The organism is Novosphingobium sp. TH158 (genome assembly GCF_002855555.1).
GTDB lineage: Bacteria > Pseudomonadota > Alphaproteobacteria > Sphingomonadales > Sphingomonadaceae > Novosphingobium.
Genome location: NZ_PKRT01000001.1, coordinates 662,099 through 687,655, shown reverse-complemented (window position 1 = coordinate 687,655; position 25,557 = coordinate 662,099). Strand labels below are relative to the sequence as shown.

General features: G+C 64.3%; 24 protein-coding genes and 2 tRNA genes. 13 read left to right on the top strand and 13 right to left on the bottom strand.

Features of this window, described 5'->3' with window-relative positions; genetic code table 11:
- Positions 1-37 precede the first annotated feature (37 nt).
- Positions 38-1,975, top strand: coding sequence for an excinuclease ABC subunit UvrC (gene uvrC, locus C0V78_RS03485; protein WP_101796448.1), 1,938 nt, complete (start codon positions 38-40; stop codon positions 1,973-1,975).
- 27 nt (positions 1,976-2,002) lie between these two features.
- Complete coding sequence (locus C0V78_RS03480) at positions 2,003-3,088, top strand: AI-2E family transporter (RefSeq protein ID WP_101796447.1); 1,086 nt, start codon at positions 2,003-2,005, stop codon at positions 3,086-3,088.
- Positions 3,089-3,091: 3 nt separating this feature from the next.
- Here C0V78_RS03480 and C0V78_RS03475 read toward each other — a convergent pair whose 3' ends face one another.
- The 4 genes from C0V78_RS03475 to mfd form a co-directional block, all read right to left on the bottom strand.
- A complete protein-coding gene (locus C0V78_RS03475) occupies positions 3,092-3,976 on the bottom strand; it encodes an acyl-CoA thioesterase II (RefSeq protein WP_101798175.1) in 885 nt (294 codons plus the stop codon).
- 32 nt (positions 3,977-4,008) lie between these two features.
- A complete protein-coding gene (locus C0V78_RS03470) occupies positions 4,009-4,854 on the bottom strand; it encodes a transcriptional regulator (protein WP_101796446.1) in 846 nt (281 codons plus the stop codon).
- Complete coding sequence (locus tag C0V78_RS03465; RefSeq protein ID WP_254049804.1) at positions 4,851-6,020, bottom strand: GNAT family N-acetyltransferase; 1,170 nt, start codon at positions 6,018-6,020, stop codon at positions 4,851-4,853. The genes C0V78_RS03470 and C0V78_RS03465 overlap by 4 nt, the downstream gene beginning before the upstream one ends.
- Before the next feature lie 86 nt (positions 6,021-6,106).
- Complete coding sequence (gene mfd / locus C0V78_RS03460; RefSeq protein ID WP_101796445.1) at positions 6,107-9,583, bottom strand: transcription-repair coupling factor; 3,477 nt, start codon at positions 9,581-9,583, stop codon at positions 6,107-6,109.
- Positions 9,584-9,752: 169 nt separating this feature from the next.
- Between mfd and C0V78_RS03455 the strand changes: the two genes are divergently transcribed.
- The gene (locus tag C0V78_RS03455; protein ID WP_101796444.1) at positions 9,753-10,076 is read left to right on the top strand and encodes a Dabb family protein; all 324 of its coding nucleotides are present in this window, start codon (positions 9,753-9,755) and stop codon (positions 10,074-10,076) included.
- 6 nt (positions 10,077-10,082) lie between these two features.
- Here the strand turns inward: C0V78_RS03455 and C0V78_RS03450 are convergent, their stop codons facing one another.
- Positions 10,083-10,361 (bottom strand): succinate dehydrogenase assembly factor 2, encoded by a 279-nt coding sequence (locus C0V78_RS03450; RefSeq protein WP_101796443.1) that lies wholly within the window; start codon positions 10,359-10,361, stop codon positions 10,083-10,085.
- A 40-nt stretch (positions 10,362-10,401) separates the two neighbouring features.
- Positions 10,402-10,806: a host attachment protein gene (locus C0V78_RS03445; RefSeq protein ID WP_101796442.1), complete on the bottom strand. Its 405-nt coding sequence runs from the start codon at positions 10,804-10,806 to the stop codon at positions 10,402-10,404.
- Positions 10,807-10,928: 122 nt separating this feature from the next.
- On the opposite strand from C0V78_RS03445, the gene recG reads away from it, so the two are divergent.
- The gene (recG, locus tag C0V78_RS03440; RefSeq protein WP_101798173.1) at positions 10,929-12,986 is read left to right on the top strand and encodes an ATP-dependent DNA helicase RecG; all 2,058 of its coding nucleotides are present in this window, start codon (positions 10,929-10,931) and stop codon (positions 12,984-12,986) included.
- Between the two features lie 7 nt (positions 12,987-12,993).
- Here recG and C0V78_RS03435 read toward each other — a convergent pair whose 3' ends face one another.
- Both C0V78_RS03435 and C0V78_RS03430 read right to left on the bottom strand, forming a co-directional pair.
- On the bottom strand, positions 12,994-13,293 hold the full coding sequence (locus C0V78_RS03435) for a hypothetical protein (protein ID WP_101796441.1): 300 nt from the start codon (positions 13,291-13,293) through the stop codon (positions 12,994-12,996).
- 122 nt (positions 13,294-13,415) lie between these two features.
- Positions 13,416-13,492: transfer RNA gene (locus C0V78_RS03430), tRNA-Pro, on the bottom strand.
- Between the two features lie 98 nt (positions 13,493-13,590).
- On the opposite strand from C0V78_RS03430, the gene thyA reads away from it, so the two are divergent.
- The 5 genes from thyA to C0V78_RS03405 all read left to right on the top strand — a co-directional run bounded on the left by thyA (position 13,591) and on the right by C0V78_RS03405 (position 18,935).
- Positions 13,591-14,559 (top strand): thymidylate synthase, encoded by a 969-nt coding sequence (gene thyA, locus C0V78_RS03425; protein WP_101796440.1) that lies wholly within the window; start codon positions 13,591-13,593, stop codon positions 14,557-14,559.
- 93 nt (positions 14,560-14,652) lie between these two features.
- A complete protein-coding gene (locus C0V78_RS03420; protein WP_101796439.1) occupies positions 14,653-15,957 on the top strand; it encodes a 3-methyl-2-oxobutanoate dehydrogenase (2-methylpropanoyl-transferring) subunit alpha in 1,305 nt (434 codons plus the stop codon).
- 47 nt (positions 15,958-16,004) lie between these two features.
- Positions 16,005-17,012: an alpha-ketoacid dehydrogenase subunit beta gene (locus tag C0V78_RS03415; RefSeq protein ID WP_101798172.1), complete on the top strand. Its 1,008-nt coding sequence runs from the start codon at positions 16,005-16,007 to the stop codon at positions 17,010-17,012.
- Positions 17,012-18,334, top strand: coding sequence for a dihydrolipoamide acetyltransferase family protein (locus C0V78_RS03410; protein ID WP_101796438.1), 1,323 nt, complete (start codon positions 17,012-17,014; stop codon positions 18,332-18,334). The genes C0V78_RS03415 and C0V78_RS03410 overlap by 1 nt, the downstream gene beginning before the upstream one ends.
- 10 nt (positions 18,335-18,344) lie before the next feature.
- A complete protein-coding gene (locus tag C0V78_RS03405) occupies positions 18,345-18,935 on the top strand; it encodes a YdeI/OmpD-associated family protein (RefSeq protein WP_101796437.1) in 591 nt (196 codons plus the stop codon).
- A 1-nt stretch (position 18,936) separates the two neighbouring features.
- On the opposite strand, the gene C0V78_RS03400 is transcribed toward C0V78_RS03405, so the two are convergent.
- A complete protein-coding gene (locus tag C0V78_RS03400; RefSeq protein ID WP_254049803.1) occupies positions 18,937-19,368 on the bottom strand; it encodes a hypothetical protein in 432 nt (143 codons plus the stop codon).
- Positions 19,369-19,533: 165 nt separating this feature from the next.
- Here C0V78_RS03400 and C0V78_RS03395 point away from each other — a divergent pair.
- Positions 19,534-19,610 (top strand) — tRNA-Asp (locus C0V78_RS03395).
- Between the two features lie 35 nt (positions 19,611-19,645).
- On the opposite strand, the gene C0V78_RS03390 is transcribed toward C0V78_RS03395, so the two are convergent.
- The 4 genes from C0V78_RS03390 to C0V78_RS14720 all read right to left on the bottom strand — a co-directional run bounded on the left by C0V78_RS03390 (position 19,646) and on the right by C0V78_RS14720 (position 21,157).
- Positions 19,646-19,864, bottom strand: a complete 219-nt coding sequence (locus C0V78_RS03390) for a DUF2842 domain-containing protein (protein WP_101796436.1) — start codon at positions 19,862-19,864, stop codon at positions 19,646-19,648.
- The gene (locus C0V78_RS03385) at positions 19,864-20,457 is read right to left on the bottom strand and encodes a 5-formyltetrahydrofolate cyclo-ligase (protein ID WP_254049802.1); all 594 of its coding nucleotides are present in this window, start codon (positions 20,455-20,457) and stop codon (positions 19,864-19,866) included. The genes C0V78_RS03390 and C0V78_RS03385 overlap by 1 nt, the downstream gene beginning before the upstream one ends.
- 203 nt (positions 20,458-20,660) lie before the next feature.
- Positions 20,661-20,975: a cell division protein ZapA gene (locus C0V78_RS03380; protein ID WP_101796435.1), complete on the bottom strand. Its 315-nt coding sequence runs from the start codon at positions 20,973-20,975 to the stop codon at positions 20,661-20,663.
- A complete protein-coding gene (locus C0V78_RS14720) occupies positions 20,972-21,157 on the bottom strand; it encodes a hypothetical protein (RefSeq protein WP_144039828.1) in 186 nt (61 codons plus the stop codon). The genes C0V78_RS03380 and C0V78_RS14720 overlap by 4 nt, the downstream gene beginning before the upstream one ends.
- A gap of 153 nt (positions 21,158-21,310) precedes the next feature.
- Here C0V78_RS14720 and tkt point away from each other — a divergent pair, with 153 nt between their 5' ends.
- From tkt to pgk, 3 genes are read left to right on the top strand one after another with little or no spacing between them, the layout of a single operon-like run.
- On the top strand, positions 21,311-23,305 hold the full coding sequence (gene tkt, locus C0V78_RS03375; protein ID WP_101796434.1) for a transketolase: 1,995 nt from the start codon (positions 21,311-21,313) through the stop codon (positions 23,303-23,305).
- A 20-nt stretch (positions 23,306-23,325) separates the two neighbouring features.
- On the top strand, positions 23,326-24,333 hold the full coding sequence (gene gap, locus C0V78_RS03370; RefSeq protein WP_101796433.1) for a type I glyceraldehyde-3-phosphate dehydrogenase: 1,008 nt from the start codon (positions 23,326-23,328) through the stop codon (positions 24,331-24,333).
- A gap of 11 nt (positions 24,334-24,344) precedes the next feature.
- Positions 24,345-25,547, top strand: coding sequence for a phosphoglycerate kinase (gene pgk, locus C0V78_RS03365; protein ID WP_101796432.1), 1,203 nt, complete (start codon positions 24,345-24,347; stop codon positions 25,545-25,547).
- Positions 25,548-25,557: the final 10 nt, after the last annotated feature.

Below are 25,557 nucleotides of genomic sequence, written 5' to 3'. Positions count from 1 at the left end.
CTTTGCCAGCGACGGGCGAAGGCCCTATCTGCGCCTCATGGCCCGCAAGAATGCTGTCCCCCCTGACCGGCAGTCGTCCGAACGCTTCAACGAGGAGCGGGCGACCTTCACGATGAAGGGTAGCCGGCCCGATCTCGAGGCCGGCGTCGCCGCTATCCGCGAGGTGCAGGCAACCTTGCCGCCACGGCCGGGCGTCTACCGGATGCAGGATGCCCGGGGCGACGTGCTCTACGTTGGCAAGGCGCGGGCGCTCAAGAACCGGGTCGCCAATTACACGCAGGTCGATCGCCTGCCGTTGAGGCTGCAGCGCATGGTCGCGCAGACCCGGTCGATGACCATCGTCACGACCAACAGCGAGGCAGAGGCGCTGCTGCTGGAAGCGCAATTGATCAAGCGCTTCCGCCCGCCCTACAACGTGCTGCTGCGCGACGACAAAAGCTTTCCCTTCATCCTGCTTCGTTCCGACCATGAGTTTCCGCGCATCATGAAGCATCGTGGCGCGCGTCGCGCGGCAGGTAACTATTACGGGCCATTTGCAAGCGCCGGATCGGTCAACACCACGATTAACGCGTTGCAGAAATTGTTCCTTCTAAGAAGCTGTACGGACAGCTTCTTTTCCCGGCGCGATCGTCCGTGCCTGCTTTACCAGATCAAGCGCTGCTCGGCCCCATGCGTCGGCCGCATCGATTCTGCTGGCTATGCCGAACTGGTCGGCGAGGCCAAGGATTTCCTCGGCGGCAAAAGCTCTGCCGTCCAACGCAAGATCGAGGCGCAGATGGCCAAGGCCGCCGAGGCTCTGGACTTCGAACGCGCCGCCATGCTCCGCGACCGGCTGCGCGCCGCCACTTTCATCCAGGGCAGCCAGGCGATCAACGCGGAGGGCCTCGGCAATGCCGACATCTTTGCGCTGGCCAGCAAGGGCGGCAATGTCGGCATCCAGGCGTTCTTCATTCGCGGCGGCCAGAACTGGGGCCACCGCGCCTTCTTCCCGAGCCATACCGAGGGTCTGAGCGAGGAAGAGGTGCTGCAAAGCTTCATGGCCCAGTTTTACGAGGAAGTGCCGCCCCCCCGCTGCATCCTCGTCGATCGCCCGATCCCGGAGGCCGATCTGCTGGCGGAGGCGTTCCGCGAAGGGGCTGGAGGCAAGGTGGAGATTTCCGTGCCGCAGCGGGGGGACCGGCGGCGTCTGCTTGACCAGGCCCGGCGCAACGCTGTCGAAGCGCTGGACAGGCGCCTGGCCGAAAGCGGGACCAAAGCAAAGCTCAATCGGGAACTGGCCGAATTCCTGGAATTGCCCGAACCGCCGCAACGGATCGAGGTTTACGACAACAGCCACATACAGGGCGCGCAGGCGCTCGGCGCGATGATCGTTGCCGGGCCGGAAGGTTTCATCAAGGGCCAGTACCGCAAATGGAACATCCGTAGCGCCCAGACCAATGACGATTTCGCGATGATGCGCGAGGTATTCCAGCGCCGCTTTGCCCGCGTGCAGGATGAAGATCCCGACCGGGATGGCGGAATGTGGCCGGACCTAGTGCTAATCGACGGCGGCAAGGGGCAGATGAGTGCGGCACGCGACACGCTGGAGGACATGGGGATCGAGGATGTTCCCCTGATCGCCATCGCCAAAGGACCGCATCATGGTCGCGAGGGACGCGAAGTGTTCCATTTCCCCGACGGTCGGGAAAAGATGCTGCCGGAAAACTCGCCGCTGCTGTTTCACCTGCAGCGCCTGCGCGATGAAGTGCACCGCTTTGCCATCGGTGCACACCGCGAAAAGCGCAGCCGGGCGATCACCGCATCACCGCTCGACGAGATTCCCGGCATCGGACCGGCGCGCAAACGTGCGCTGCTGCTGCATTTCGGCACGGCCAGCAAGGTGCGCGCGGCGGCGCTCGACGACCTGAAGCGCGCGCCGGGCGTTAGTGCGGCAGTAGCGCAGGCGGTCTATGACTTCTATCATCCCGGCGGCTGAGCGCAGACGGCAACAGGAGGGAAGCGAATGAAAGACAGGCACTTGCACGGCTGGACGCTTGAAGACGTTGGCTTTGCCGCGCTCGTCGTCTTTGTCACGGTGCTGTTCGGCTGGATGCTGCTGCCCTATTTCGGCGCGATCCTGTGGGGCCTTGTCGCGGCAATCCTGTTCCGTCCGCTCCACTTGCGCCTCGTTGCCGCCCTGGGCGGGAGGAAGGGAACGGCCGCCGGGATCACGCTGTTCCTGATCGTCGCAGTGGTCATCCTTCCGGCCGTATTGCTGGGCGCCAGCCTGGTGCAGGAGGCCAGCGCCATCTATGCCCGGATCCAGAGCGGTGACATCGACATCGGCCGGATCATGAACAATGCGGTCGATGCCTTGCCGCAATCGCTGCGCGGCATTGCCCAGGACTATGGAATTGGTGATCCCAACCAGATGCGCGGGGCGCTCGCCCCCGGCCTCAAGAACGGGTTGCAGGCCGTGGCCGGACAGGCGTTGAACGTAGGGCAGGGGGCCTTGTCGTTCATCGCCGCGCTCGGCGTCATGCTCTATCTCACGTTCTTCCTGCTGCGCGACGGGAACGAGCTGGAAGACCGCTTCCGCACGGCCCTGCCGATCCGCCCGCAACTGCGTGACCGGCTGATCGACAAGTTCCTCGCCGTCATTCGCGCCACGATGAAGGGCACGGTTGCCGTAGCCGTCATGCAGGGGCTGGTCGGCGGCCTGATCTTCTGGATGCTGGGCGTGGAGGGCGCACTCCTGTGGGGCCTGCTGATGGGCTTCCTGTCGCTGATCCCGGCCGTTGGCACGGGCCTCGTCTGGGTGCCTGTCGCGGTTTACCTGTTGATCACCGGGTCTGTCTGGGAAGGCGCAATACTGGTTTTCTGCGGCCTTTTCGTCATTGGCCTGATCGATAACCTGCTGCGCCCGATCCTTGTCGGCAAGGATACCAAGCTGCCGGACTTCGTCGTCCTCATCGCGACGGTGGCAGGTCTGGAACTGTTCGGCATTACCGGCTTCATCATCGGCCCGATCATCGCCGCGCTGTTCATCGCCGTGTGGGACATGGTCACGCACGTGCGCGGCCAGCCACTGCCCCGGCACGAAGGTTGATGGTCAGCCCTTCGGCTTGACTCTGATCAGGCCTTCCTGAGCGGTTTCCGCGACCAGCCGGCCGTCGCGGGTGTAAATGCGGCCGCGGTTGAAGCCGCGCGCACGTCCGGCCCAGGGACTGTCGGTGGAGTAAAGCAGCCAGTCATCCACCCGGAAATCGTCATGGAACCAGATGGCGTGATCCAGGCTCGCACCCTGTACCTCGCCCGTCATCCAGCTAAGCCGGTGCGGGACGGTACAGGTGCCAAGCAAGGTATAGTCGCTGGCATAGGCGAGGATCGCCCGGTGGATGTGCGGATCATCGGGCAACCGGGCGGGCGCGCGGAACCAGGTATCGAGCCGCGGTGCGCCACCCTTCATTCCGGCCCACGCCGCCGGATCGACCGGCTTCACTTCCAGCGCCCGGAACTTCAGCACAAAATCGCGCATGTTCTCGGGCACAAGGTGAATGTACTTTTCCCGCAGTTCGCCTTCGCTCAGCAGGTCCTCGGGCTGGGGCACCTGCGGCATGCCCTCGGCATGGCCGACACCGGGCTCGCGCTTGTGGAACGATGCCGTGAGGTTGAGGATCGGCGTGCCCTGCTGGCTGGCGACGACGCGACGGTTTGAAAAGCTGCCGCCATCGAAGTCGCGATCGATGGTGAAGTCTATCTCGTGATCCTCGCTGCCGCCGCGCAGAAAATAGGCATGGAGCGAGTGAACCTCGCGATCGGGGGCAACGGTGCGCTCTGCGGAGGCAAGGGCCTGGGCGATGACCTGTCCGCCGAATACGCGCCCGATGCCGCCCACCTTGCGACGGCCACGGAATGCGTCTTCGCCGACCTGCTCGACGTTAAGCAGGTGGAGGAGTTCGGACACGAGGTCGTCGGGACGAGGGGCGTCGGTCATGCCCACGCCCTTTGCCGCTGCGCCCGGCGCCGTCAACCTTGCGGTTGGCTCCGGAACCGGCGCAGCACCCGCCAGCCAAGCGCCTTGGCCTTATTGGTCGCGGGCCACCGTCCGGTGCTCGCCGGCCTGAAGCCGATCCGCCGCAGCACCGAATTGAAGGCGCGGGCATCAGCTTCGGCAAAGGACCAGTCCGAGCGCCAGGTGATCGAGAGCGAGACCGAGCTCTGCGGTCCGGTCTTGACGAAGTGCGGCGCCATGACGGGGACGAAGAGGGCTTCGCCGGGATCGAGCGGAAACTCTGTCCCGCCGGAAAGCAGCTCGTCGCGCCATTTCAGCTCGCGCGCGCCACCGGTGTGATAGCCTTCATGCACCTCATCCGGCGCGAAGCGGGGATCGCCGGCGGGGAATTGGGTCATGACCTTCGAACCGCGGATCTGCAGCAGGATATTGTGCTCAGGATCGAAGTGATAAGGCGTGACACCGCCGGGCGAGGTGACGAAGACAAAGCCCTGAAGCTTCATCATGCGTCCGGTCTTGGCCTCGATTTCCGGGCGGAGTTCGGCGAGCAGGGAGTTCAGCAGATCGGCGTAGGCAGGAACCTGTTCGATGTTCTTGATCGCCGCCCATGAGCCGCTGCTTTCGATATTCCGGATCGTTTCGCCGATGGAAAGCGCGGACGGATCGGGCTTGCCGTCGATGCCGATCGGCAGGTCGGCGTAATTGTATTCGATCGAAGTGGCGGGAAGCGCTTCCGCGAGATCGGCGAGTGCGGCGAAACTCAGCAGCGGGTGATCGCCGAGCGCGTGGGCAATCTTGTGCGGCACTTCGGGGTAGTTGGCGGCAAACGTGCTGCGGGCTTCGGGAGAAAACACGGTCATAGTCTGGCTCCGTCAGGGCGGCGACCCAGTTCGGCTTTGAGGATCAGGCAAAAGGCGGCTCGGCGCAGCTTTCCGCCGATGGCGATGGAGACCGACCCGATGGCGCGCCGTTCGCGCCAGATGTGGTCGATCATCGGGTGATCGGGCGCAGCGCACGAATCGCACCATGCGATGCCCGCCCGCTCAAGCAGCGCCAGGTTCTCCCGCTGGAGCAGGACGCCCGGCGAGAAGCGGGCATAATCCTCGTCGAACGCCGTCTTGTAGGAAAACGCGCCCGGGGCCGTGAGGAAGTTGGCGAGCATGGCGATGGGCTGGCCATCAAGCAGCAGGGTCAGGCGCTCTAGCCGTCCGGCAGCTGCCGCACCTGCCAGACTGTCGCGGAACAGGGCCTCGGTATCGGCAGAGCAGGCAAGGGCCGAGCCGTTAAGGCCTTTCCAGCCGGCCTTTTCCAGCCGCAGAAAGTCCGCCGTCCATTGATCGAGTCCGGCATCGGAGTCGTCGCGGACGAATTCGACCCGTCCTGTCTCGCTGAGGCGGTTGTGCTGGCGGCGCAGTTCCTTGCGCTTCTTGCCGCTCATCGAAGCCTCAAGATAGGCTTCGGGGGAAAGGTCCGATTGCAGCAGAGCCCGCTCTTCGCGCATGACGATGCCAGCAGGGCGCGCCTTGCCGGCCAGCACCTGCCGAAGCGCCTCGAACAGAGCGCCGTCCAGCGGCAATTGCGGCAGGTGAAGGAACAGTCCCTCCACGTTGCCATCGGCCCAGGCCAGCAGGGCCTGCCAGAAGGCAGCTTCGCGTCCCCGCGCAACGAGAGGCGCGCCAAGGAAGCAATTGGCGTGCATCCAGCTGCCGAGGTGCCTGATCGGCTTGCCGTAATAGCTTTTGCGGGAAGCGATGGGCAGAAGGCCGGCCCAGCCGCCATCCTGTTCCAGCACCAGCAGGCGTGCTGCGCCAGACTTGTCCAGCGCCTTCAGGGCCGGGAGAAGATACCAGTGCTCGAAGAAGGGATTGGGCTCGCTCCCGTCCTGCGCAAGCTGTGCCCAGGCGTGCAAGTCGGCCGGGCTGCAATCCTTCGGGGCAAGGGTTCGCAGGCGCAGGCCTTCGCCAGCGGCCGATCTTGCCCCCGCCGGTTCTGCGATCCGTTCCAGCGCGATAGCGCTCGAGGCCAAGCGTTAACCCTCACTCTGCGCGGCAATGCCGCAATCCGGGTGCGATTAGCAGCCGGAGGCAAAGGAAGTATGAACGCGCAGGTGGTCTAACCCTTTGCCTTGCGGGCGATCGAGGCCAGTCCCTTGGTCAACTGGAACAGCCCGTTAAGCCGCGCTTCCGGATTGCCCCATGTGCGGGTGATGACCAGCTTGTTATCCGGCCTCAGCTTGACGGTTCCTTCCAGCCGCTGGGCATAGGCGACAAGTCCGGCCGGATCGGGGAAGCTGTCGTCGTGGAACGAGACCAGCGAGCCCTTCGCGCCGACATCGATCTTGGCGATGTTCGCGACGATGGCCTGGCGCTTCACCTCGATCAGCTTGACCAGGTTTGCGGTCGGCTTGGGCAGCGGGCCGAAACGGTCGATCATTTCCGCGGAGAGGCCCTCGATCTCGTCATTGCTCTCGGCATCGTTGAGGCGGCGATAGAGCGCCATGCGGACGGCAAGGTCCGGCACATATTCCTCGGGGATCATGATCGGGGCATCGACCGTGATCTGCGGGCTGAGGCCGCTCGTCTCGCGCTTAAGGCCCGAAGCGCCGGCCTTGGCCTCAAGGATCGCGTCTTCCAGCATCGACTGGTAGAGTTCGAAGCCGACCTCGCGGATATGGCCCGATTGCTCGTCGCCCAGCAGGTTGCCGGCGCCGCGGATGTCGAGATCGTGGCTGGCGAGCTGGAACCCCGCGCCCAGGCTGTCGAGATCGCCCAGAACCTTGAGCCGCTTCTCCGCGACCTCGGACAATTGCTGGTCCGCAGGGGTGGTCAGGTAGGCATAGGCGCGCAGCTTCGAGCGGCCGACACGTCCGCGCAGCTGGTAGAGCTGGGCAAGGCCGAAGCGGTCGGCGCGGTGGATGATGATCGTGTTGGCGCTGGGAATGTCGAGGCCGCTTTCGACAATCGTGGTCGAGAGCAGGACTTCGTACTTCTTCTCGTAGAAGGCGCTCATCCGCTCTTCCACTTCGCTTGCGCTCATCTGCCCATGCGCGGTGACGAAGCGCACTTCCGGCACCGTGTTGCGCAGCCACTCCTCGACATCGGCCATGTCGGCGATGCGCGGCACGACAATGAAGCTTTGCCCGCCGCGGTGGTGTTCGCGCAGCAACGCCTCGCGCATCACCATGTCGTCCCATTCCATCACGTAGGTGCGCACGGCAAGGCGATCGACCGGCGGGGTCTGGATGGTGGAAAGCTCGCGCAGGCCCGACATTGCCATTTGCAGGGTGCGCGGGATCGGCGTGGCGGTGAGGGTGAGGACGTGCACGTTTGTCCGCAGCGTCTTCAGCCGTTCCTTGTGATTGACGCCGAACCGCTGTTCCTCGTCGACGATCACCAGGCCCAGCCGCTTGAAGGTCAGGCTCTTCGACAGGAGCGCATGGGTGCCGACGACGATGTCGATCGTGCCCTCCGCCAGTCCGGCACGGGTAGCGGCCGCTTCCTTTTCCGGCACGAGGCGGGACAGACGGCCGATATTGAGGGGGAAGCCGTTGAAGCGCTGGACAAAGCCGGAATAATGCTGGCGGGCAAGCAGCGTGGTCGGCGCAATCAGGGCAACCTGCTGGCCGGCCATGGCGGCAACGAAAGCGGCGCGCAGGGCGACCTCCGTCTTCCCGAAACCGACATCGCCGCAGACAAGGCGGTCCATCGGCTTGCCTTCGGAAAGGTCTGTGAGGACATCCTCGATAGCCGCTTCCTGATCCTCGGTTTCCTGCCAGGGGAAGCCTTCGGCAAATTGGTCGTAGACCGCCTGTTCCGCAACCAGCACCGGGGCCTGGCGCAAGGCCCGCTGTGCGGCGGTGCGCAGCAGCTCATGCGCGATTTCGCGGATGCGTTCCTTGAGGCGGCTGCGTCGCTTCTGCCATGCTTCGCCGCCGAGCCGGTCAAGCGCGACGCCTTCGCTTTCGCTGCCATAGCGCGAAAGGACGTCGATGTTCTCAACCGGGACATAGAGCTTGTCGCCGCCGTGGTAGACCAGCATCACGCAATCGTGCGGGCTCTGGCCGACGGGGATCGACTGGAGGCCCTCGTAGCGACCGATGCCGTGCTCCATATGGACCACCAGGTCGCCGGGCGTCAGCGCCGAGAGTTCCGCCAGGAAGGCGTCGGCGCTCTTGCGCCGTTTCTTGCGCCTGACCAGGCGATCGCCAAGCAGGTCCTGCTCGGTTACCAGTTCAATGTCACGGTTGGAGAAGCCGGTTTCGAGCGGCAAGACCAGCGCAACGGACACGCCCTTGGCCGCAAGGCCAAGGGCTTCCTGCCAGTTATCGGCCAGAACGGGGGCAGGGCGCACGGCTTCGCCGAGAATGGCGGCGATACGGGCGCGGCTGCCGGTTGAATAGCAGGCGATCAGCGCCTTGCGCCCCTGTGCGGCCTGCCCGTTGAGATAGCGGCCGGCAGCCTCATAGACGTTATCGCCACGGGCCCGCTCAGGCGCAAAGTCGCGGCCCGAGGAGAAACCGAAATCGACCGTGGTTGGCCCTTCGGGCTGTGCGAAAATGTCCGTCCGATGGATCGGCCAGCCGGACAGCCGTTCGTCCAGTTCCGCACGCATCAGGTAAAGGGAGGAGGGCGCAAGCGGGCGGTAGGAGCCGGGTGCCTTGCCCGAGGTGTCGGAACGGGCCACATGATAGTCGGCAATGTCGGCCAGCCGTTCATCCACGGCGCCCATCGCGCCAGCGTCGATAAGTACCAGGTCGTCGGCGGAGAGATGGTCGAATAGCGTGACCATCCGTTCTTCCAGAAGCGGTAGCCAATGCTCCATTCCGGCAAGGCGGCGCCCGTCGCTTACCGCCTGATAGAGCGGGTCCGAAGTGGCATTCGCGCCGAACAGGTCCCGGTATCCGGCGCGAAAGCGCTTTATGCTCGCTTCATCAACCAGTGCCTCGCTGGCCGGGAGCAGCAGGTGTTCCTCGCTCACGCCCGTCGAGCGCTGGGTGTTCGGGTCGAACAGGCGCAGGGTTTCCAGCTCGTCACCGAAGAAGTCGAGCCTGAGGCCCATGTCGAGCCCGGACGGATAGATATCGAAGATGGAACCGCGCACGGCGAATTCGCCGGCATCGGCAACCGTGTCGGTCCGCGAATAGCCCTGCCGCTGCAACAGGGCGATCAGGCTCTCGCGGCCGATCTCCATGCCGGGTTTGAGCAAGCGTACCGATTCCCGGATGCGGAACGGTGTCAGCACTCGTTGCAGTACGGCGTTTACCGTCGTGACGAGCAATTGCGGCCCACTGGCCTTCGCCTGCAGCTTGTAGAGGGCTGAAAGGCGGCGGGCGGAAATCGACAGGGCAGGGCTTGCCCGGTCATAGGGCAGGCAGTCCCAGGCCGGGAAATCGATGACCTGAAGCTCCGGCGCGAAGAAGCTTGCGGCATCGGCGATGGCGCGCATTGCGGCATCGTCCGGCGCGATGAACACGGCGCGGCCCTTTGCGGCCCGTGCCAGGTCGGCAAGCACCAGCGGCTGCGCCCCGCGTGCGATCGAGGAGAGCGTCAGCGGGCTCTTCGCGGAAAGGATCTTGTTCAGGTCAGGCATGGTCAGACGCACCGGTTCACGCAACAGCAAACGCCCCGCGTGCCGATTCGGGCATGCGGGGGCAGGGGGAAAGCGCTCCTAGCCCCCGGCGGGGCAAAAGTCTCCCCCGGCGGCGATTGCTGCCGGCGGACGGATCGGGCATGGCCCATGCCATCGAAGGGGAGATTCTATGAGCGACAATCCGTTCCTGCGGCACATGGCCCTGTTCTGGCTGAAGCGGCCCGGCAATGCCGAGGACCGGGCCAAACTGGTTGCCGGACTGGAAACGCTTCGCGCCATCCCGCAAGTCAAGTCGCTGCACATCGGCGTCCCGGCCACTACCGAGGCGCGAGAGGTGGTTGATCACTCGTGGGACGTGTCGGAATCGATGACTTTCGACAGTCTGCAGGACCAGGCCGATTACCAGCCGCATCCGTTGCACAAGGCTTTCATCGATGCCTGCGGGCACCTGTGGGACCGGGTCGTCGTCTACGACATCGTGGACGCGCAATAGCCCCGCTCAGCGCGGGATTTCGACGTAATCCAGCTGGCACATGCGATCCATCAGCGGTCCGGCGAACCGGTCGGGCACGGCAATCGTGCCGAGTGCCCAGCCCATGATGTCGACGTCCTCTTCCTCGATCAGGGCTTCGAACCACTCCACGGCTGCTTCGTCCCATCCGGCATGGAACCGGTCGAAATAGCAGCCGATCATGTAATCTGCCTCGCGCGTGCCGCGATGCCATGCGCGAAAGCGCAGCCGCTTCAGGCGGTCGGGGTCAATGCTCGCTTGGTCCATGTCGGCTGCGCTAGGCGAGAGGTCTGCGGCTGGCAACTGCTCAGTGCACCTCGCGCAGGGCGGCAAGAACCTGCGGCGGCTTTGCCCCCATCAGGTCCTTCGCCAGTTCCCTCGCAATCGCCTTCTCGGTCTGCTTGTGGAAATGGCGTCGCAGTTCGCCCAGCGTGCGCGGCGGCGCGATGACCACAAGCTGTTCGATCCGGTGGCCAAGCACCTCGGCATTGAGCCACTGGGCAACCGCATTGGCATGGGCATCCTCGCCGACCTGGCTGTCGGCATGATTGCCGGCGCTGGAATGATGTCCTGCGCCGCTGTGATTGCGGCTATCGAGCTTTGGTGCCGGCATGGCCGCAAGCTCTGGCCCGGCTTCATCACCGGCGTTGCGATACAGTTCGAGACCTCGCCCATCGACAAGGACGATCACGGTTCCATGGGAAAGCAGCATGGGGTCCTCCTTTGATTTGCCCCATTCTCGTCGTGAATGCCGGCGCAATCATTGCGCGGCATCAAACCGGCGGCGCAAAAGTCGGTGGCGAAAAGCCCATCCGGGTGGCTATGACGCATCGCATGCGCCCCGATCGGCTCAACCCCCTGTTCATCGAGACTGCCAGCCTGAAAGGGGTGGGGCCGAACCTGCTGCGCCCGCTGGAAAAGCTGGGCCTGACCCGGCTGCGCGACCTGGCTTATCACTTGCCCGAGCGCTTCGTGATGCGGCGCGCGGTGGCTGACCTTGACGAGGCCACGGTTGGCGAAAATGTCGTGGTTGCGTTGACGCCCATCGAATATCGCAGTCCGCCGGGGCGCGGGCCCTTCCGGGTCGTGGCGGTCGACGGGCCGGGAAATACCTGCGCGCTCACCTATTTCGGGCGCAATTCCGGCTGGGCAAAGAAGCAGCTGCCGCTTGGCGAGCGCAAATGGATTGCCGGGCGCCTGGATCAGTTCGGCCAGCAACTGCAGATCGTCCACCCCGATCACGTCAGTGACGATGGCGGCACCCTGCTGGGAACCCTGTGCGAGCCGGTCTATTCGCTGTCCGAAGGCCTCACCCAAGGGCGCGTGGCCGGGCTGGTGCAGCAGGCGCTCGTCCATGCACCGGACCTGCCCGAATGGATCGAGCCTGGCCTGCTTGACCGGATGCAGTGGCCGGGCTGGCGCGATGCCCTGTCCCTCGCGCACAAGGGTGAACACGCCGCCGCGCGGGACCGGCTCGCCTATGACGAGCTTCTCGCCAACAGCCTTGCCCTGATGCTCGTGCGCAATGCCAACCGGGCGCGCACGGGAACGCCGCTGGCAGGTGACGGACGGCTGCGGACGAAATTAAACCTGCCCTTTGCCCTGACCGGTGCCCAGCGCCGGGCGATTGAGGAAATCGAGGGCGATCTCGCCCAGGCCGCGCCCATGCTCAGGCTGCTGCAAGGCGATGTCGGTTCGGGCAAGACGGTGGTGGCGCTCGAATCCATGCTGGTTGCGGTTGAGGCCGGTGCTCAGGCTGCATTGCTTGCACCCACCGAAATCCTTGCCCGGCAGCATTTCGAAACGCTCCGCCGCATGGCAGCGCCAACGGGCGTGAACATCGCCCTGTTCACCGGACGCGACAAGGGCCGGACGCGCGAATCGATCCTGATGGGACTGCTTGACGGTTCGATCGCCATTTGCGTTGGCACCCATGCGATCTTCCAGGATGCGGTATCCTATAAGAACCTGGCCCTGGTGGTGATCGATGAGCAGCACCGCTTTGGCGTCGGGCAGCGCCTCATGCTCAACCAGAAGGGCAAGCGGACCCCGCATTGCCTGGCGATGACGGCAACCCCGATCCCGCGCACGCTGACGCTGGCGCAGTACGGGGAAATGGACGTCAGCAAGCTCGACGAAATGCCACCCGGCCGCCAGCCGATCGATACGCGCGTGGTCGCGGTCGAGCGGATGGAGGACGTTGTCGGTGCGCTCGCCCGGCATATCGAGACGGGCCAGCAGGCCTACTGGGTCTGCCCCATGGTGCGCGAAAGCGAGACCGACGATCTTGCCGCTGCCGAGGCGCGCTTTGCCGAGCTAAAGCTGCGCTTCGGTGAACAGGTGGTTCTCGTTCATGGCCAGTTGCGACCGGAAGTGAAGGACGCGGCGATGGAACGCTTCGCCCGGGGTGAGGCCGCTGTGCTGGTGGCCACCACCGTGATCGAGGTTGGTGTCGATGTTCCCAATGCAACCCTGATGGTCATCGAGGCGGCAGAGCGATTCGGGCTTGCCCAGCTTCACCAGCTTCGCGGCCGGGTGGGCCGAGGGGAAGGCAAGAGCACGTGCCTGCTGCTGCGCGGTAACGAGCTATCCGAAACCGGGCGCAAGCGGCTCGCCCTGATGCGCGAAACGCAGGATGGCTTCCGGATTGCCGAGGAAGACCTTGAATTGCGTGGCGGCGGTGAGCTGCTGGGGACACGGCAATCGGGCGATACGCCCTTTCGGGTCGCGCAGCTCGACCAGATCCAGCGCCTGTTGCCGCTTGCCCACGATGATGCGCGCCTGCTGATGGAGCGCGACGGCGGACTCACCGGTGAACGCGGGGAAGCAGCGCGGCTGCTGCTCTACCTGTTCGAGCGCGATTACGGCGTCCAGCTGCTGCGCGGCGGCTGAGCAGCGGTCAGACGGCCAGCAGCAAGGTATCCGTTTCGCGCGGGGGCTGCGGCGCGAAGGTGGGCAGGGTCTCGAAGGGCTCATCCAGCAGTGCGGGATTGCCGAGGCCAGCCAGCTTGAACTGGCCAAGGCGCGGTTCCTCATCGCTCCGCCAGGTCTTGCCCAGGTTCAGCGCGCTGACGAACAGGTCACCATGCCGCTCAAACAGCAGGTGCGGGGCAAGGCGGATGCGCTGCCCGTTGTAATCGGCTTCGACAATCTGCTTGCGGGCAATCGCTTCCATCATCTGAAGGCGCGGTTCGGTCATGTAACGGGTGTCTCGAATTGCTGGGGAGAAGAAATTGTGCAGTGCAGCATAATGCGCGAGCAGCCGCGCGCTAGCAAGCCTGCATTGCAGCCCCATGACAAATTGTTGCGATGGAAACGATGTGGTCGGGGAAAGAGGATTCGAACCTCCGGCCCCTGCCTCCCGAAGACAGTGCTCTACCAGGCTGAGCTATTCCCCGACCGATCGTTCACCCCATGGAGGGGCGAGGCAGGAGCGCGCCTATAGAGAGGCAATCGCGGGGTGGCAAGCATGCAATCGCCTCGCTACGAAAGAACAATGACAATCACCCTTCCAAATACCGATTCTGCGGCCTTCCGGGCCAATCCCGATCATTGGGAATGGCAATATATCGACCTGATGCGCCGCATCTGGGAGCATGGGGACGAGCGTATCGACCGCACCGGGGTGGGTACACGTTCGATTTTCGGGGCACAGATTCGCTTTGACCTGTCGGAAGGGCGGATGCCGCTGCTCACCACAAAGCGGGTCTACTGGAAAACCGCGAGCCGTGAGCTGCTGTGGTTTCTCACCGGTGATACCAATATTCGCAGCCTTTGCGCCCAGGGCGTTGAGATTTGGACCGACTGGCCGCTCGATCGCTATCGCAAGGCGACCGGAAGCGAAATTTCGCGCCCGGACTTCTCGCGCCGGATTGTCGAGGATGCGGCTTTCGCCGCCGAATGGGGTGACCTGGGGCCGGTCTACGGCAAGCAGTGGGTCGATTGGCCAAGCTATGAGCCACAGGGCGATGGAACGTTCCGCCGGGGCGCCGGGATCAATCAGGTGGCCCAGGTCGTTGAAAGCCTGAGAGAGAATCCCGGTAGCCGGAGGCACATCATCGAGGGATGGAACGTGGCCGAGCTTGACGCCATGGCCCTGCCGCCGTGCCACAAGACCTACCAGTTCCATATCGCGGGAAATCGCCTGTCGGGCCTGCTTTACCAGCGTTCGTGTGACCTGGGACTTGGTTTTGCCTTCAATATCTGGAGCCTTGCCTTGCTGACGCGCATGCTGGCGCAGCAATGCGATCTTGAGCCGGGGGAGGTGGTCTGGATGGGCGGCGATACCCATCTTTACCTCAACCACGCGCCGCTGGTGGAAGAACAGCTTTCGCGCGTTCCGTCCGGCGATGCGCGGATGGAGATCGTTCGCAGGCCTGAAACGATTTTCGACTATGCGATCGAGGATTTTTCGGTTGAGGGATATGCGCCTCAGGCGCACATTCCGGCACCCGTTGCTGTGTGATCATTTGGTTGACGTTGAAACCGGGTTGAAATAATATGTCTCCAATGTAAAACTTTGCTGCGCCGCACAAGGGGCGGCGGGAGAGCTGGGACCATGGCGAAAGGCAGGAAAAGTCTGGCGCGAGGCGGAAACCGGCCGCCGCTCGAATTCTACGTTCCCGAGCCCAAGTTCAGGCCGGGCGATCCCGTCGATTTCGTGCACGTGCAAGTTCCCCCGGCAGGCGCGCAGCCGCGCCCCGACGAAAGCTGCGCTGCCGTCGATACCAGTCCGCTGTGCTACGACCTGGTCCGCGTGCTTGATGACGAGCATCAGGCGACCGGCCCCTGGAATCCCCGCCTCGATGGCGAGACCCTGCGGGAGATGCTGCGCGTCATGGCCCTGACCCGCGCGTTCGATGACCGGATGTATCGCGGGCAGCGGCAGGGCAAGACCAGCTTCTACATGAAGTGCACCGGCGAAGAGGCGACGAGCGTTGCCTCGGCCTTTGCGCTTGCTTCGGATGACATGGTGTTCCCGTCATACCGCCAGCAGGGCATCCTGCTTGCCCGGGGATACCCGATGGTGGAGATGATCAACCAGATCTATTCCAACCGCGCCGATCACCTGAAAGGCCGGCAGCTGCCGATCATGTATTCGGCCCGCGACTATTCGTTCTTCACCATCTCCGGCAATCTCGCCACGCAGTTCCCGCAGGCGGTGGGCTGGGCGCTCGCCAGCGCCAGCAAGGGCGACAGTCGGATTGCCACCAGCTTCATCGGTGACGGATCGAGCGCCGAGGGCGATTTCCACGCGGCGATGACCTTCGCGACGGTCTACAACGCTCCCGTGGTGCTCAATATCGTCAACAACCAGTGGGCGATATCCAGCTTTTCCGGCTTTGCCGGGGCAGAGCGCACCACCTTTGCCGCGCGGGCAATCGGCTATGGCATGGCGGGCCTGCGGGTCGACGGAAACGATGCGCTGGCGGTCTATGCCGCGATGCAATGGGCGGCGAACCGGGCGCGTTCCAACCATGGCCCGACGCTGATCGAGCATTTCACCTATCGTGCCGAGGGCCATTCCACCTCTGACGATCCCAGCCAGTACCGATCCGCCCGCGAGGCCGAGGCCTGGCCGCTTGGCGATCCGATCACCCGCCTCAAAAAGCACCTGATCGCCATCGGCGAATGGTCGGAAGAGCAGCACGAGACGATGGACCGCGAACTGGCGGAACAGGTCAAGGCGGCGACCAAGGAGGCTGAGAAGAACGGCGTGCTCGGCCACGGCCTGCATCACCCGTTCCACACCATGTTCGAGGACGTTTACGAGGAATTGCCCTGGCACCTCGAGGAGCAGGCCGAACAGGCCATCCGCGAGCGCCGGATCAAGTGGCCCACCTGGAAGGAGTATGAGCAGTGACGCTGGAGGAAGCCCCGCTTTCGCTCGCCAATGCGCCTTCGCGGCGGATGAACATGATCGAGGCGATCAACGACGCCCTCGACATCATGATGGGCCGCGATCCCGATGTGGTGATCATGGGAGAGGATGTCGGCTATTTCGGCGGCGTGTTTCGCGCCACCGCCGGCCTGCAGAAGAAATACGGCAAGAACCGCGTGTTCGATACGCCGATCAACGAATGCGGCATCATCGGCGCCGCTGTCGGCATGGCGGCATACGGTTTGCGGCCCGTGCCGGAAATCCAGTTCGCCGATTACATCTATCCCGGTTACGACCAGCTGGTGTCAGAGGCGGCGCGGTTGCGTTACCGTTCGGCAAACGAATTCATCGCCCCGATCACCGTGCGCTCGCCCTTTGGCGGCGGCATCTTCGGCGGCCAGACGCACAGCCAGAGCCCGGAAGCGCTGTTCACCCACGTCGCCGGCCTGAAAGTGGTGATCCCGAGCACGCCGCACGATGCAAAGGGCCTGCTCATCGCCGCGATCGAAGACAATGATCCCGTGATCTTCTTCGAGCCCAAGCGAATCTACAACGGCCCCTTCGACGGCTATTACGACAAGCCGGCAAAGCCCTGGAGCCAGCATCCCGACAGCGCAGTGCCCGAGGGCTATTACTCGATACCGCTCGGCAAGGCTCGCGTCGTGCGGGAAGGGGAAGCGATGACCGTGCTGGCCTATGGCACGATGGTCCACGTTGCCGCTGCGGTTTGTGCGGATAAGGGCGTTGACGCCGAGATCATCGACCTCAGAACGCTTGTGCCAATCGACATAGAGACTGTTGAGAAGTCTGTGGAAAAAACCGGCAGAGTGATGGTGGTGCATGAAGCCACCCGCACTTCCGGTTTCGGGGCGGAACTGGTCGCGCTCGTCCAGGAACGCTGCTTCTATCATCTCGAAGCGCCGATCGAGCGCGTGACCGGGTTCGATACCCCCTATCCGCACAGCCTGGAGTGGGCATACTTCCCCGGACCGGTGCGGATCGGCGAAGCGATCGACCGTCTTCTAGGGGCTGACTGATGGGCAAGTACACGTTCCGCCTGCCGGATATTGGCGAGGGCATAGCCGAGGCAGAGATTGTCGCCTGGCACGTCAAGGTCGGTGACCGGGTCGAGGAAGACGGCCGCCTTGCCGACATGATGACCGACAAGGCGACGGTCGAGATGGAAAGCCCCGTTGCCGGCACCGTGGTCGAGGTGGCCGGTGACGTCGGCGATATCGTCGCCATCGGTGCGCCGCTGGTCGTGCTCGAAGTCGAGGGCGAGGGGCAGGCCGAGGAAGTGCCCGCAACCCCCGCCGCTGCCGAGCGCATTGCGGTGGAAACGCCCGAGCCGCCCGCTCCGGCCCCTGCGCCCGAGCCGGAAGTGAAGCCCGAGGTCGCCGCAGCCGCGCCCACGCCAACGCCGACGCCTCCTCCGCACCCGCCAGCCGCGCCAGCACCAGCCCGCGCGCCGGCAGCGAGGGGCCATTCGCGCGCACTGGCGAGCCCGGCCGTGCGGGCACGCGCTGCCGAACTGGGCATTGACCTGGCAGATGTCCGTCCGGCGGAAGGCAATCGCGTCCGTCATGCCGATCTGGACGCGTTCCTCGCCTACAGCGGACCGGGCGGTTACCGCGCCCCGGGCCTGCATGGGCAGGACCAGGAGGTTCGCGTCATCGGCCTGCGCCGCCGGATTGCCGACAACATGGCAGCATCCAAGCGCAACATTCCGCACTTTTCCTATGTAGAAGAATGCGACGTTACCGCGCTTGAGGAAATGCGCGGGCAGTTGAACGCCAATCGCGGCGACAAGCCCAAGCTGACCATGCTGCCGCTGCTGATAACGGCCGTGTGCAAGGCTCTGCCCGATTTCCCGATGATCAATGCGCGCTTCGATGACGAAGCCGGTGTCGTGACGCGTTACGCTGCCGTCCACCTCGGCATGGCAGCACAGACGCCGTCCGGCCTGATGGTGCCGGTGATCCGCAACGCGCAGGACCGCAACTTGTGGCAACTGGCGCAGGAGATCGTCCGCCTTGCCGAAGCGGCGCGCACCGGCACGGCCAAGAGCGAGGAACTCTCCGGCTCTACCCTGACGATAACCTCGCTTGGTCCCCTGGGCGGGGTGGCGCACACCCCCGTCATCAACCGGCCCGAAGTCGCGATCCTCGGTCCCAACCGCATTGTCGAACGGCCGATGTTCGTACCTGACGGCATGGGCGGTGAACGCATCGAGAAGCGCAAGATCATGAACATCTCGATCTCGTGCGACCATCGCGTGGTCGATGGGTGGGATGCGGCGAGTTTTGTCCAGGCGATCAAGAAGCTGATCGAAACGCCGGTGCTGCTGCTGGCGAATTAGGAGAAGGGCAATGCAGGGCGATCCGCGCGTCGATGCCTATATCGACAAGTCGGCAGGCTTTGCGGTCCCGATCCTCAATCACTTTCGTGCGCTGGTCGGTGCGACCGTTCCCGATGCGTCGGAGACGATCAAGTGGGGCGTGCCGCATTTCACGCTTGAGGGAAAGATCCTTGCCGGCATGGCCGCGCACAAGGCCCACGCTTCGCTGATCGTCGAAGGATCGGGCGAGCGCCGCGGGATGATGGGCGATGGCATGGGAAACTTCGGCAGGATCACCTGTCGGGAGGGGATGCCGAGCGACGATTCGCTTGTGGCTTTGCTGCAGGCGAAGGCGGAATCGATTCGCGCGGGGGACGCTGCACCAAGGCCTAAGCGTGCACCCAGGCCTGAGCTTCCGATGCCCGAGGACTTTGCCCGGGCCCTCGCAGCCTGTCCTGCCGCGGAGGCGGCCCTTGCGGGCTTCGCGCCTTCGCATCGCCGCGACTATATCGAGTGGATCACAGAGGCCAAGCGGCCGGAAACGCGCGACAAGCGAATTGCGCAGGCGGTTGCCGAGCTTGCCGAGGGCAAGAAGCTTTACTGGAAATACGACGAGTGCTGATTCAGCGGACGATGGCGCTGTAGGCGATCCGCCCGCTGGTGCGCGGCGATTCGATCTTCCAGCGCACGTGCGTCACATCTTCGGCGGTTGCCAGCCGCTCGCCCAGGCGCAGGCTGCCCAGCTTCCCCCAGTTTCGGCCACCATCGATGGATACTTCTTCCGAATCGCTGGCGCTGCCCTGGTAGTAGAGGCTGCGGGGCAGGGGGTTCGAAACGACGAACTGCCCTCCGGGTGCCTGCCGCTTCCATGTCAGGACAGTAACCACACGGTCGCCACGGGACAGTTCGCTCGCCGGTTCGAGCACGCGCGATTGCGCCTTGCTGCGTTCCACGAACACGCTGCTGTCGAGCGATATGCTTGCAGCCAAGGATTCGCTGCCGAATGCCAGCGCGAAAACCAGCGAAAATGCCTTGGTGAAGTTGCGCGAATTCATCTGAGATCAGCCCCCGCTTGCGCTCAGACTTGTCGCAAATCCGCCCCAAAAAATGGTTAACGACGCTAAGGGATAACTGCCCGACAATCTTTCCGCTCGAATGGGCTGCAAAGCTGTTGACAGGCCCGGTGGCCTGCCCTAGTGGCGCGGCTCCCAAGTGGCTGCGCGGGTGTAGCTCAGTTGGTTAGAGTGTCGGCCTGTCACGCCGAAGGTCGCGGGTTCGAGCCCCGTCACTCGCGCCACTTGGGGATTTTCCTGAAATTGTCGTTTGAACCTGTCAGCCGCGCCAGCGGCCGGTTTCCATCCAGATCAGGAAGCGCCTGAGCGGCAGCAGCCAGGCAATGCCCAGCACGATATAGATCGGTGTTTGCGCGAGGGCGGGCCAGCCACCTATCAGTTCCGGCACATAGCGCGCGATGACCAAGGCATAGACGGCAAGCGCCAGCAGCAGGCCGATCACGCCGACAGGGATTCGCCAGGTGGGTTCAGTGCGCATCAGGATTCTTTCCAGTACAGACGGGTCGGAGTGACCACCGCATCGAGCGGCGCGTCGTGCGGTTCAAGCGGGAGTTCCTCGACAAGCTGGCAGTCCCAGCCGAGCCCGATCGCAAGGGCGGGGCGGTCTGCGCCAAGCCAGCGGTCGTAATGGCCGCCGCCCATGCCGATTCGGCCGCCTTCCGCCGAAAAACCGACGAGCGGGCAGAACATCACATCTGGGACCAGCATGGCCGCATCTGCCCGCGGTTGGAGCGAGTTCAATCCGCCCTTGTCGAATGGGTCGGCTTCCAGCCGAAGGCCATCCTCGAACGGGTTTGTCCATTCGCGGAACTGCATGGGCGAAGCACGATCGGCAAACCAGGGAAGGGCGATACGGTGGCCCCGCTCGAAGAACCAGCGTGCATAGTGGCTCGCCGGTGCCTCCGCAGGCTGTTCGTAGTAGACCGAGATGACGGCCCCATCGGGTATCATCTCAACAAGGGGAGAGGGCGGTCGCCGGAAAAGCAGGCCGCGCTGCCAGTCAGGGATCGCGGCGACGAATTCACGGCGTTCCTGCTTCAGCCTTGCACGCAGGGTCTTCTTGTCGAGCAATTGCGGCTCCTGCGGGAGGGTGACGGGACCACCATGGGCCGTTGCCGGGAAATCCTCTGACGCCTCGAACGTCAGGTGGGGACCATATGCGTCGGACCAGGGTCCGGGCAGGGACAGCCCCCATGGATTGCTTATAGCCTCAGGGATATTCTGTCGGTTCGTACCGGGCAGTACCCGTCGCCGCCTATTTAGGCGCAGGGCGCTCAGGCCTCAAGGGCGGTGGCGCATTTTTCGAGCGTTGCGGCCAGCGCCTCGAGCCTTTCCGCCAGTGCGGGGTCTGCAACCGGGGCCTGCGGTGCCGGAACGGAGCCGCTGCGATTCTGTGCCTCGTGCACTTCGTCCGCCAGCATCAGCGAAGCAAACAGGAGCATGCGCGCCTCGCTCTGCCCGGCGGCACCTGGGACCGAGGCAACCTTGGCGTCGATCATGCGGCCAAGGCTGGCAACGTGCTCCTCTTCACCGGCAGCACAGGCCACCTTGAAGCTGCGGCCACCGATCGACAGGTCGATGTTGCTCATTGCCGGGCGCTCCCGATCAGCGAATTCAGTTCGCGCAGCGATTGGGCGACGACACCGCGCAGGGCTTCGTGCCGTTCAGCGAGATCGCCGTCGGAATTGCCACGCCTTGCCGCGGCCGCCTCTATCCGGGCGGCGGCAGCCTCTATCCGGGCCAGGGCCTGATGGATACGATCCCCCGTCATGAGGGCCATGGCTAGACCAAAAAACGCCGAACAGGAAGCGCGGTAACGATTTGCGATTTAATGGGCCGCTTAACTTGACGATTCGCGGCGTTGCAGCAAAGAGGCCGCATCCCGAATCGCCCCTGGCTTTGCATCCGCTCTGGAGGCCTGCACATGACTTTTGATCCATCTCGCCTGGGCCCCATGGCCAATGCCATCCGTGCCCTCTCGATGGACGCTGTCCAGGCGGCAAACAGCGGCCATCCCGGCATGCCCATGGGCATGGCCGATGTCGCGACGGTGCTCTATTCCCAGTTCCTGAAGTTCGATCCTTCCGCACCAGAATGGGCGGACCGCGATCGCTTCGTGCTGTCGGCCGGGCATGGTTCAATGCTCATCTACGCGCTGCTCCACCTGTCCGGCTATGCCGCGCCGACGATGGATGACATCCGCAATTTCCGCCAGCTTCACAGCCCCTGCGCCGGACATCCCGAGAATTTCGAGCTGGCCGGGGTCGAATGCACCACCGGTCCGCTGGGCCAGGGACTTGCCATGGCGGTTGGCATGGCGATGGCCGAACGCCACCTGAATGCCCGCTTCGGCAACGACCTCGTGGATCACAGGACCTGGGTCATCGCCGGTGACGGCTGCCTGATGGAAGGCGTCAATCATGAAGCCATCGGCCTTGCCGGTGTGCTCAAGCTTGGTCACCTGAATGTCCTGTGGGACGATAACAACATCACCATTGACGGTGATACCTCGCTCTCGACCAGCGAAGACATCCTGGCCCGCTATTCAGCGACCGGCTGGCATGTGACGCGCTGCGACGGGCATGACTTTGCCGATATCGCCCGTGCGCTGGCCGAAGCGCAGGCCGATCCGCGCCCGTCGCTGGTCGCCTGCAAGACGGTCATCGGCAAGGGCGCTCCGAACAAGCAGGGCGGCCATTCGATCCACGGTGCACCGCTTGGCGCCGACGAGATCGCCGCGACCCGCGAAAACCTGGGCTGGACCTCTGCTCCCTTCGAAGTGCCCGCCGATATCCTGGCTGACTGGCGCGCGATTGGCGCCAAGGGCGCTGCGGCGCGCGCTGAATGGGAAGCGCGCCTGGCGCAGGCTCCGGCCCGCGCCGATTTCGAAAGCAGCCTTGCCGGCGCGGCCCGTCTCGCCGCTCCGGCGCTGGAAGACTATATCGCCGGCCTCGTCGCCGCCCCGCAGAAGGTGGCAACGCGCAAGGCTTCGGAAATGGCGCTTGGCCCGCTGACCGAGCGGATCCCGCACCTGATCGGCGGTTCGGCCGACCTTACCGGTTCGAACCTGACCAAGACCAAGGCGACGACCACTTTCAGCGCCGACGATTATGCCGGCCGCCACGTGCATTACGGCATCCGCGAATTCGGCATGGCCGCCGCGATGAACGGCATGGCGCTGCATGGCGGCGTGGTGCCCTATGGCGGCACGTTCCTTGTCTTCTCGGACTATTGCCGCAACGCGATCCGCATGTCGGCCATCCAGCGGGCGCAGGTCGTCTATGTCCTGACGCACGATTCGATCGGCCTTGGCGAAGATGGCCCGACCCACCAGCCGGTTGAGCACATCATGTCGATGCGCCTGATCCCGAACCTTCTGCTATTCCGTCCGGCAGACGTGATCGAAACGGCCGAGTGCTGGGCCGCGGCGCTTGAAGCGGAAGGTACGCCTTCGGTCCTCGCACTGTCGCGCCAGAACCTGCCGCAGCTGCGCGGTGAAGGCGATGCCGGCTGGACCGGCGCGGCAAACCGCTGCGCCAAGGGTGCATACCGCCTGCGCGCGGCTCAGGCCGAACGCAAGGTCGTGCTGGTGGCAACCGGCTCCGAAGTGGAAATCGCCGTTGCCTGTGCCGCAGAACTCGAAGCGGCCGGCATTGGCGCGGACGTTGTCTCGATGCCGTGCACCGAGCTGTTCGACGCTCAGGACCTTGGCTATCGTGCAGACCTGCTGCCCGCAGACGTCCTCAAGGTTTCCATCGAAGCTGGCGTCACCACCGGTTGGGAGCGCTACACCGGCATCGACGGCCTGCGCTTCGGTATCGACCGGTTCGGCGCTTCGGCCCCGGCTGACCAGCTCTATTCCTATTTCGGCCTCACGGCAGAGGCCATTGTTCCGCAGATCAAGGCCCGTCTGGGCTGACACAAGCAGGAGTTCATCACATGGCGATCAAGGTTGCGATCAACGGTTTCGGACGTATCGGGCGCAATGTCGCCCGCGCCATTCTCGAGCGGAATGACCATGACCTCGAGCTGGTTTCGATCAACGATCTGGCTTCGGCCCAGGCCAATGCCATGCTGTTCCAGCGCGACAGCGTTCACGGCGCTTTCTCTGGTACGGTGGAAGTCGATGGCAATGACCTGATCATCAACGGCAAGCGCATCCACGTCACTGCCGAGCGTGACCCCGCCAACCTGCCGCATGCCGCCAATGGCGTTGACATCGCGCTGGAATGCACGGGCTTCTTCACCGATCGCGCTTCGTGCGAAAAGCACCTGGCCGCCGGTGCCAAGAAGGTGCTGATCTCGGCTCCGGGCAAGAACGTGGACCTGACCGTCGTTTACGGCGTCAACCATGACAAGCTGGAAGCCGGCCACATCATCGTGTCGAACGCTTCGTGCACCACCAACTGCCTTGCGCCCTTCGCCAAGGTGCTGAACGACGCGATCGGTATCGAGCGCGGCCTGATGACCACGGTCCACGCCTATACCAATGACCAGAAGATCCTCGACCAGATCCACGAAGATCCGCGCCGCGCCCGTGCTGCGGCCATGTCGATGATCCCGACCACCACCGGCGCCGCCCGCGCCGTGGGTGAAGTGCTGCCCGAACTGAAGGGCAAGCTGGATGGTTCGGCCATCCGCGTGCCGACCCCGAACGTTTCGGTCGTCGACCTGACCTTCCAGCCGAAGCGCGACACGACGAAGGAAGAAGTCAACGCGCTGCTCAAGGCCGCTGCCGAGGGTCCGCTCAAGGGCGTGCTCGGCTATTCGGACGAGCCGCTGGTTTCGATCGACTACAACCACTGCCCGAACAGCTCGACCATCGACAGCCTCGAAACGGCTGTGATCGACGGCAAGCTGGTGCGCGTCCTTTCGTGGTACGACAACGAATGGGGCTTCTCGAACCGCATGGTCGATACGGCCGGTGCGATGGGCAAGCTGCTGTAAGGACGCAAACGATGGCGAAGTTCCGCACGCTCGATGATCTTGGCGACGTCAATGGCAAGGTCGCCCTGGTTCGTGTCGACCTCAACCTGCCGATGCAGGACGGGGCGGTAACCGACGATACGCGCGTGCGGGCTTCGGCCCCGACGATCCTGGATCTTTGTGCCAAGGGTGCGAAGGTCCTGCTGCTGGCCCACTTCGGCCGCCCCAAGGGTGAGCGGGTATCGACCCAGTCGCTCTCCATGGTGGTCGATGCGGTCCAGTCTGTGATCGGCAAGGAAGTGATGTTCGTTCCGGAGATCGCCGGGCCGGTTGTCGCGCAGAGCGTCGGCATCCTGCGGCCGGGCGATGTCGCCATTCTCGAGAACACGCGGTTCTGGAAGGGCGAGGAAAAGAACGATCCCGAACTCGCCAGGGCCATAGCCGAGAATGGCGACTTCTACGTCAACGACGCCTTTTCGGCGGCGCACCGCGCCCACGCGACGACCGAGGGCCTTGCCCACGTGCTGCCGGCCTATGCCGGCCGTTCGATGCAGGCAGAGCTTGAGGCGCTGGAAAAGGCGCTTGGCAATCCGCAGCGCCCGGTTGCAGCCGTTGTCGGGGGAGCCAAGGTCTCCTCGAAGCTTGACGTGCTTAAGCACCTCGTCACGCAGGTCGATCACCTGATCATCGGCGGCGGCATGGCCAATACCTTCCTGGCGGCCAGCGATGTCGATGTCGGCAAGTCGCTGTGCGAGCACGATCTCAAGCCCACCGCCGTCGAAATTCTCGAAACGGCCGACAAGTCGGGCTGCACAGTGCACCTGCCTTATGACGTGGTCGTAGCCAAGGAATTCGCTGCCAACCCGGCTAGCCTGCGCACCTGCGCCGTGCATGAAGTGGCCGCGGACGAAATGATCCTCGACGTCGGGCCGCAGGCGGTTGAGGCCCTCGCCGACGTGCTGAAGACCTGCCGCACGCTGGTGTGGAACGGCCCGCTCGGCGCATTCGAGACCGAGCCTTTCGATCATGCGACCGTGTCGCTGGCAAAGGTTGCCGCAGCCCTGACGGCTGAAGGCAGCCTCGTTTCCGTTGCCGGCGGCGGCGATACCGTTGCCGCGCTCAACCATGCGGGAGCGGCCGACGACTTCAGTTACATATCAACCGCGGGAGGTGCCTTCCTCGAATGGATGGAAGGCAAGGAATTGCCGGGAGTGGCAGCACTCCACAAGGACTGAGCCAAAGGCC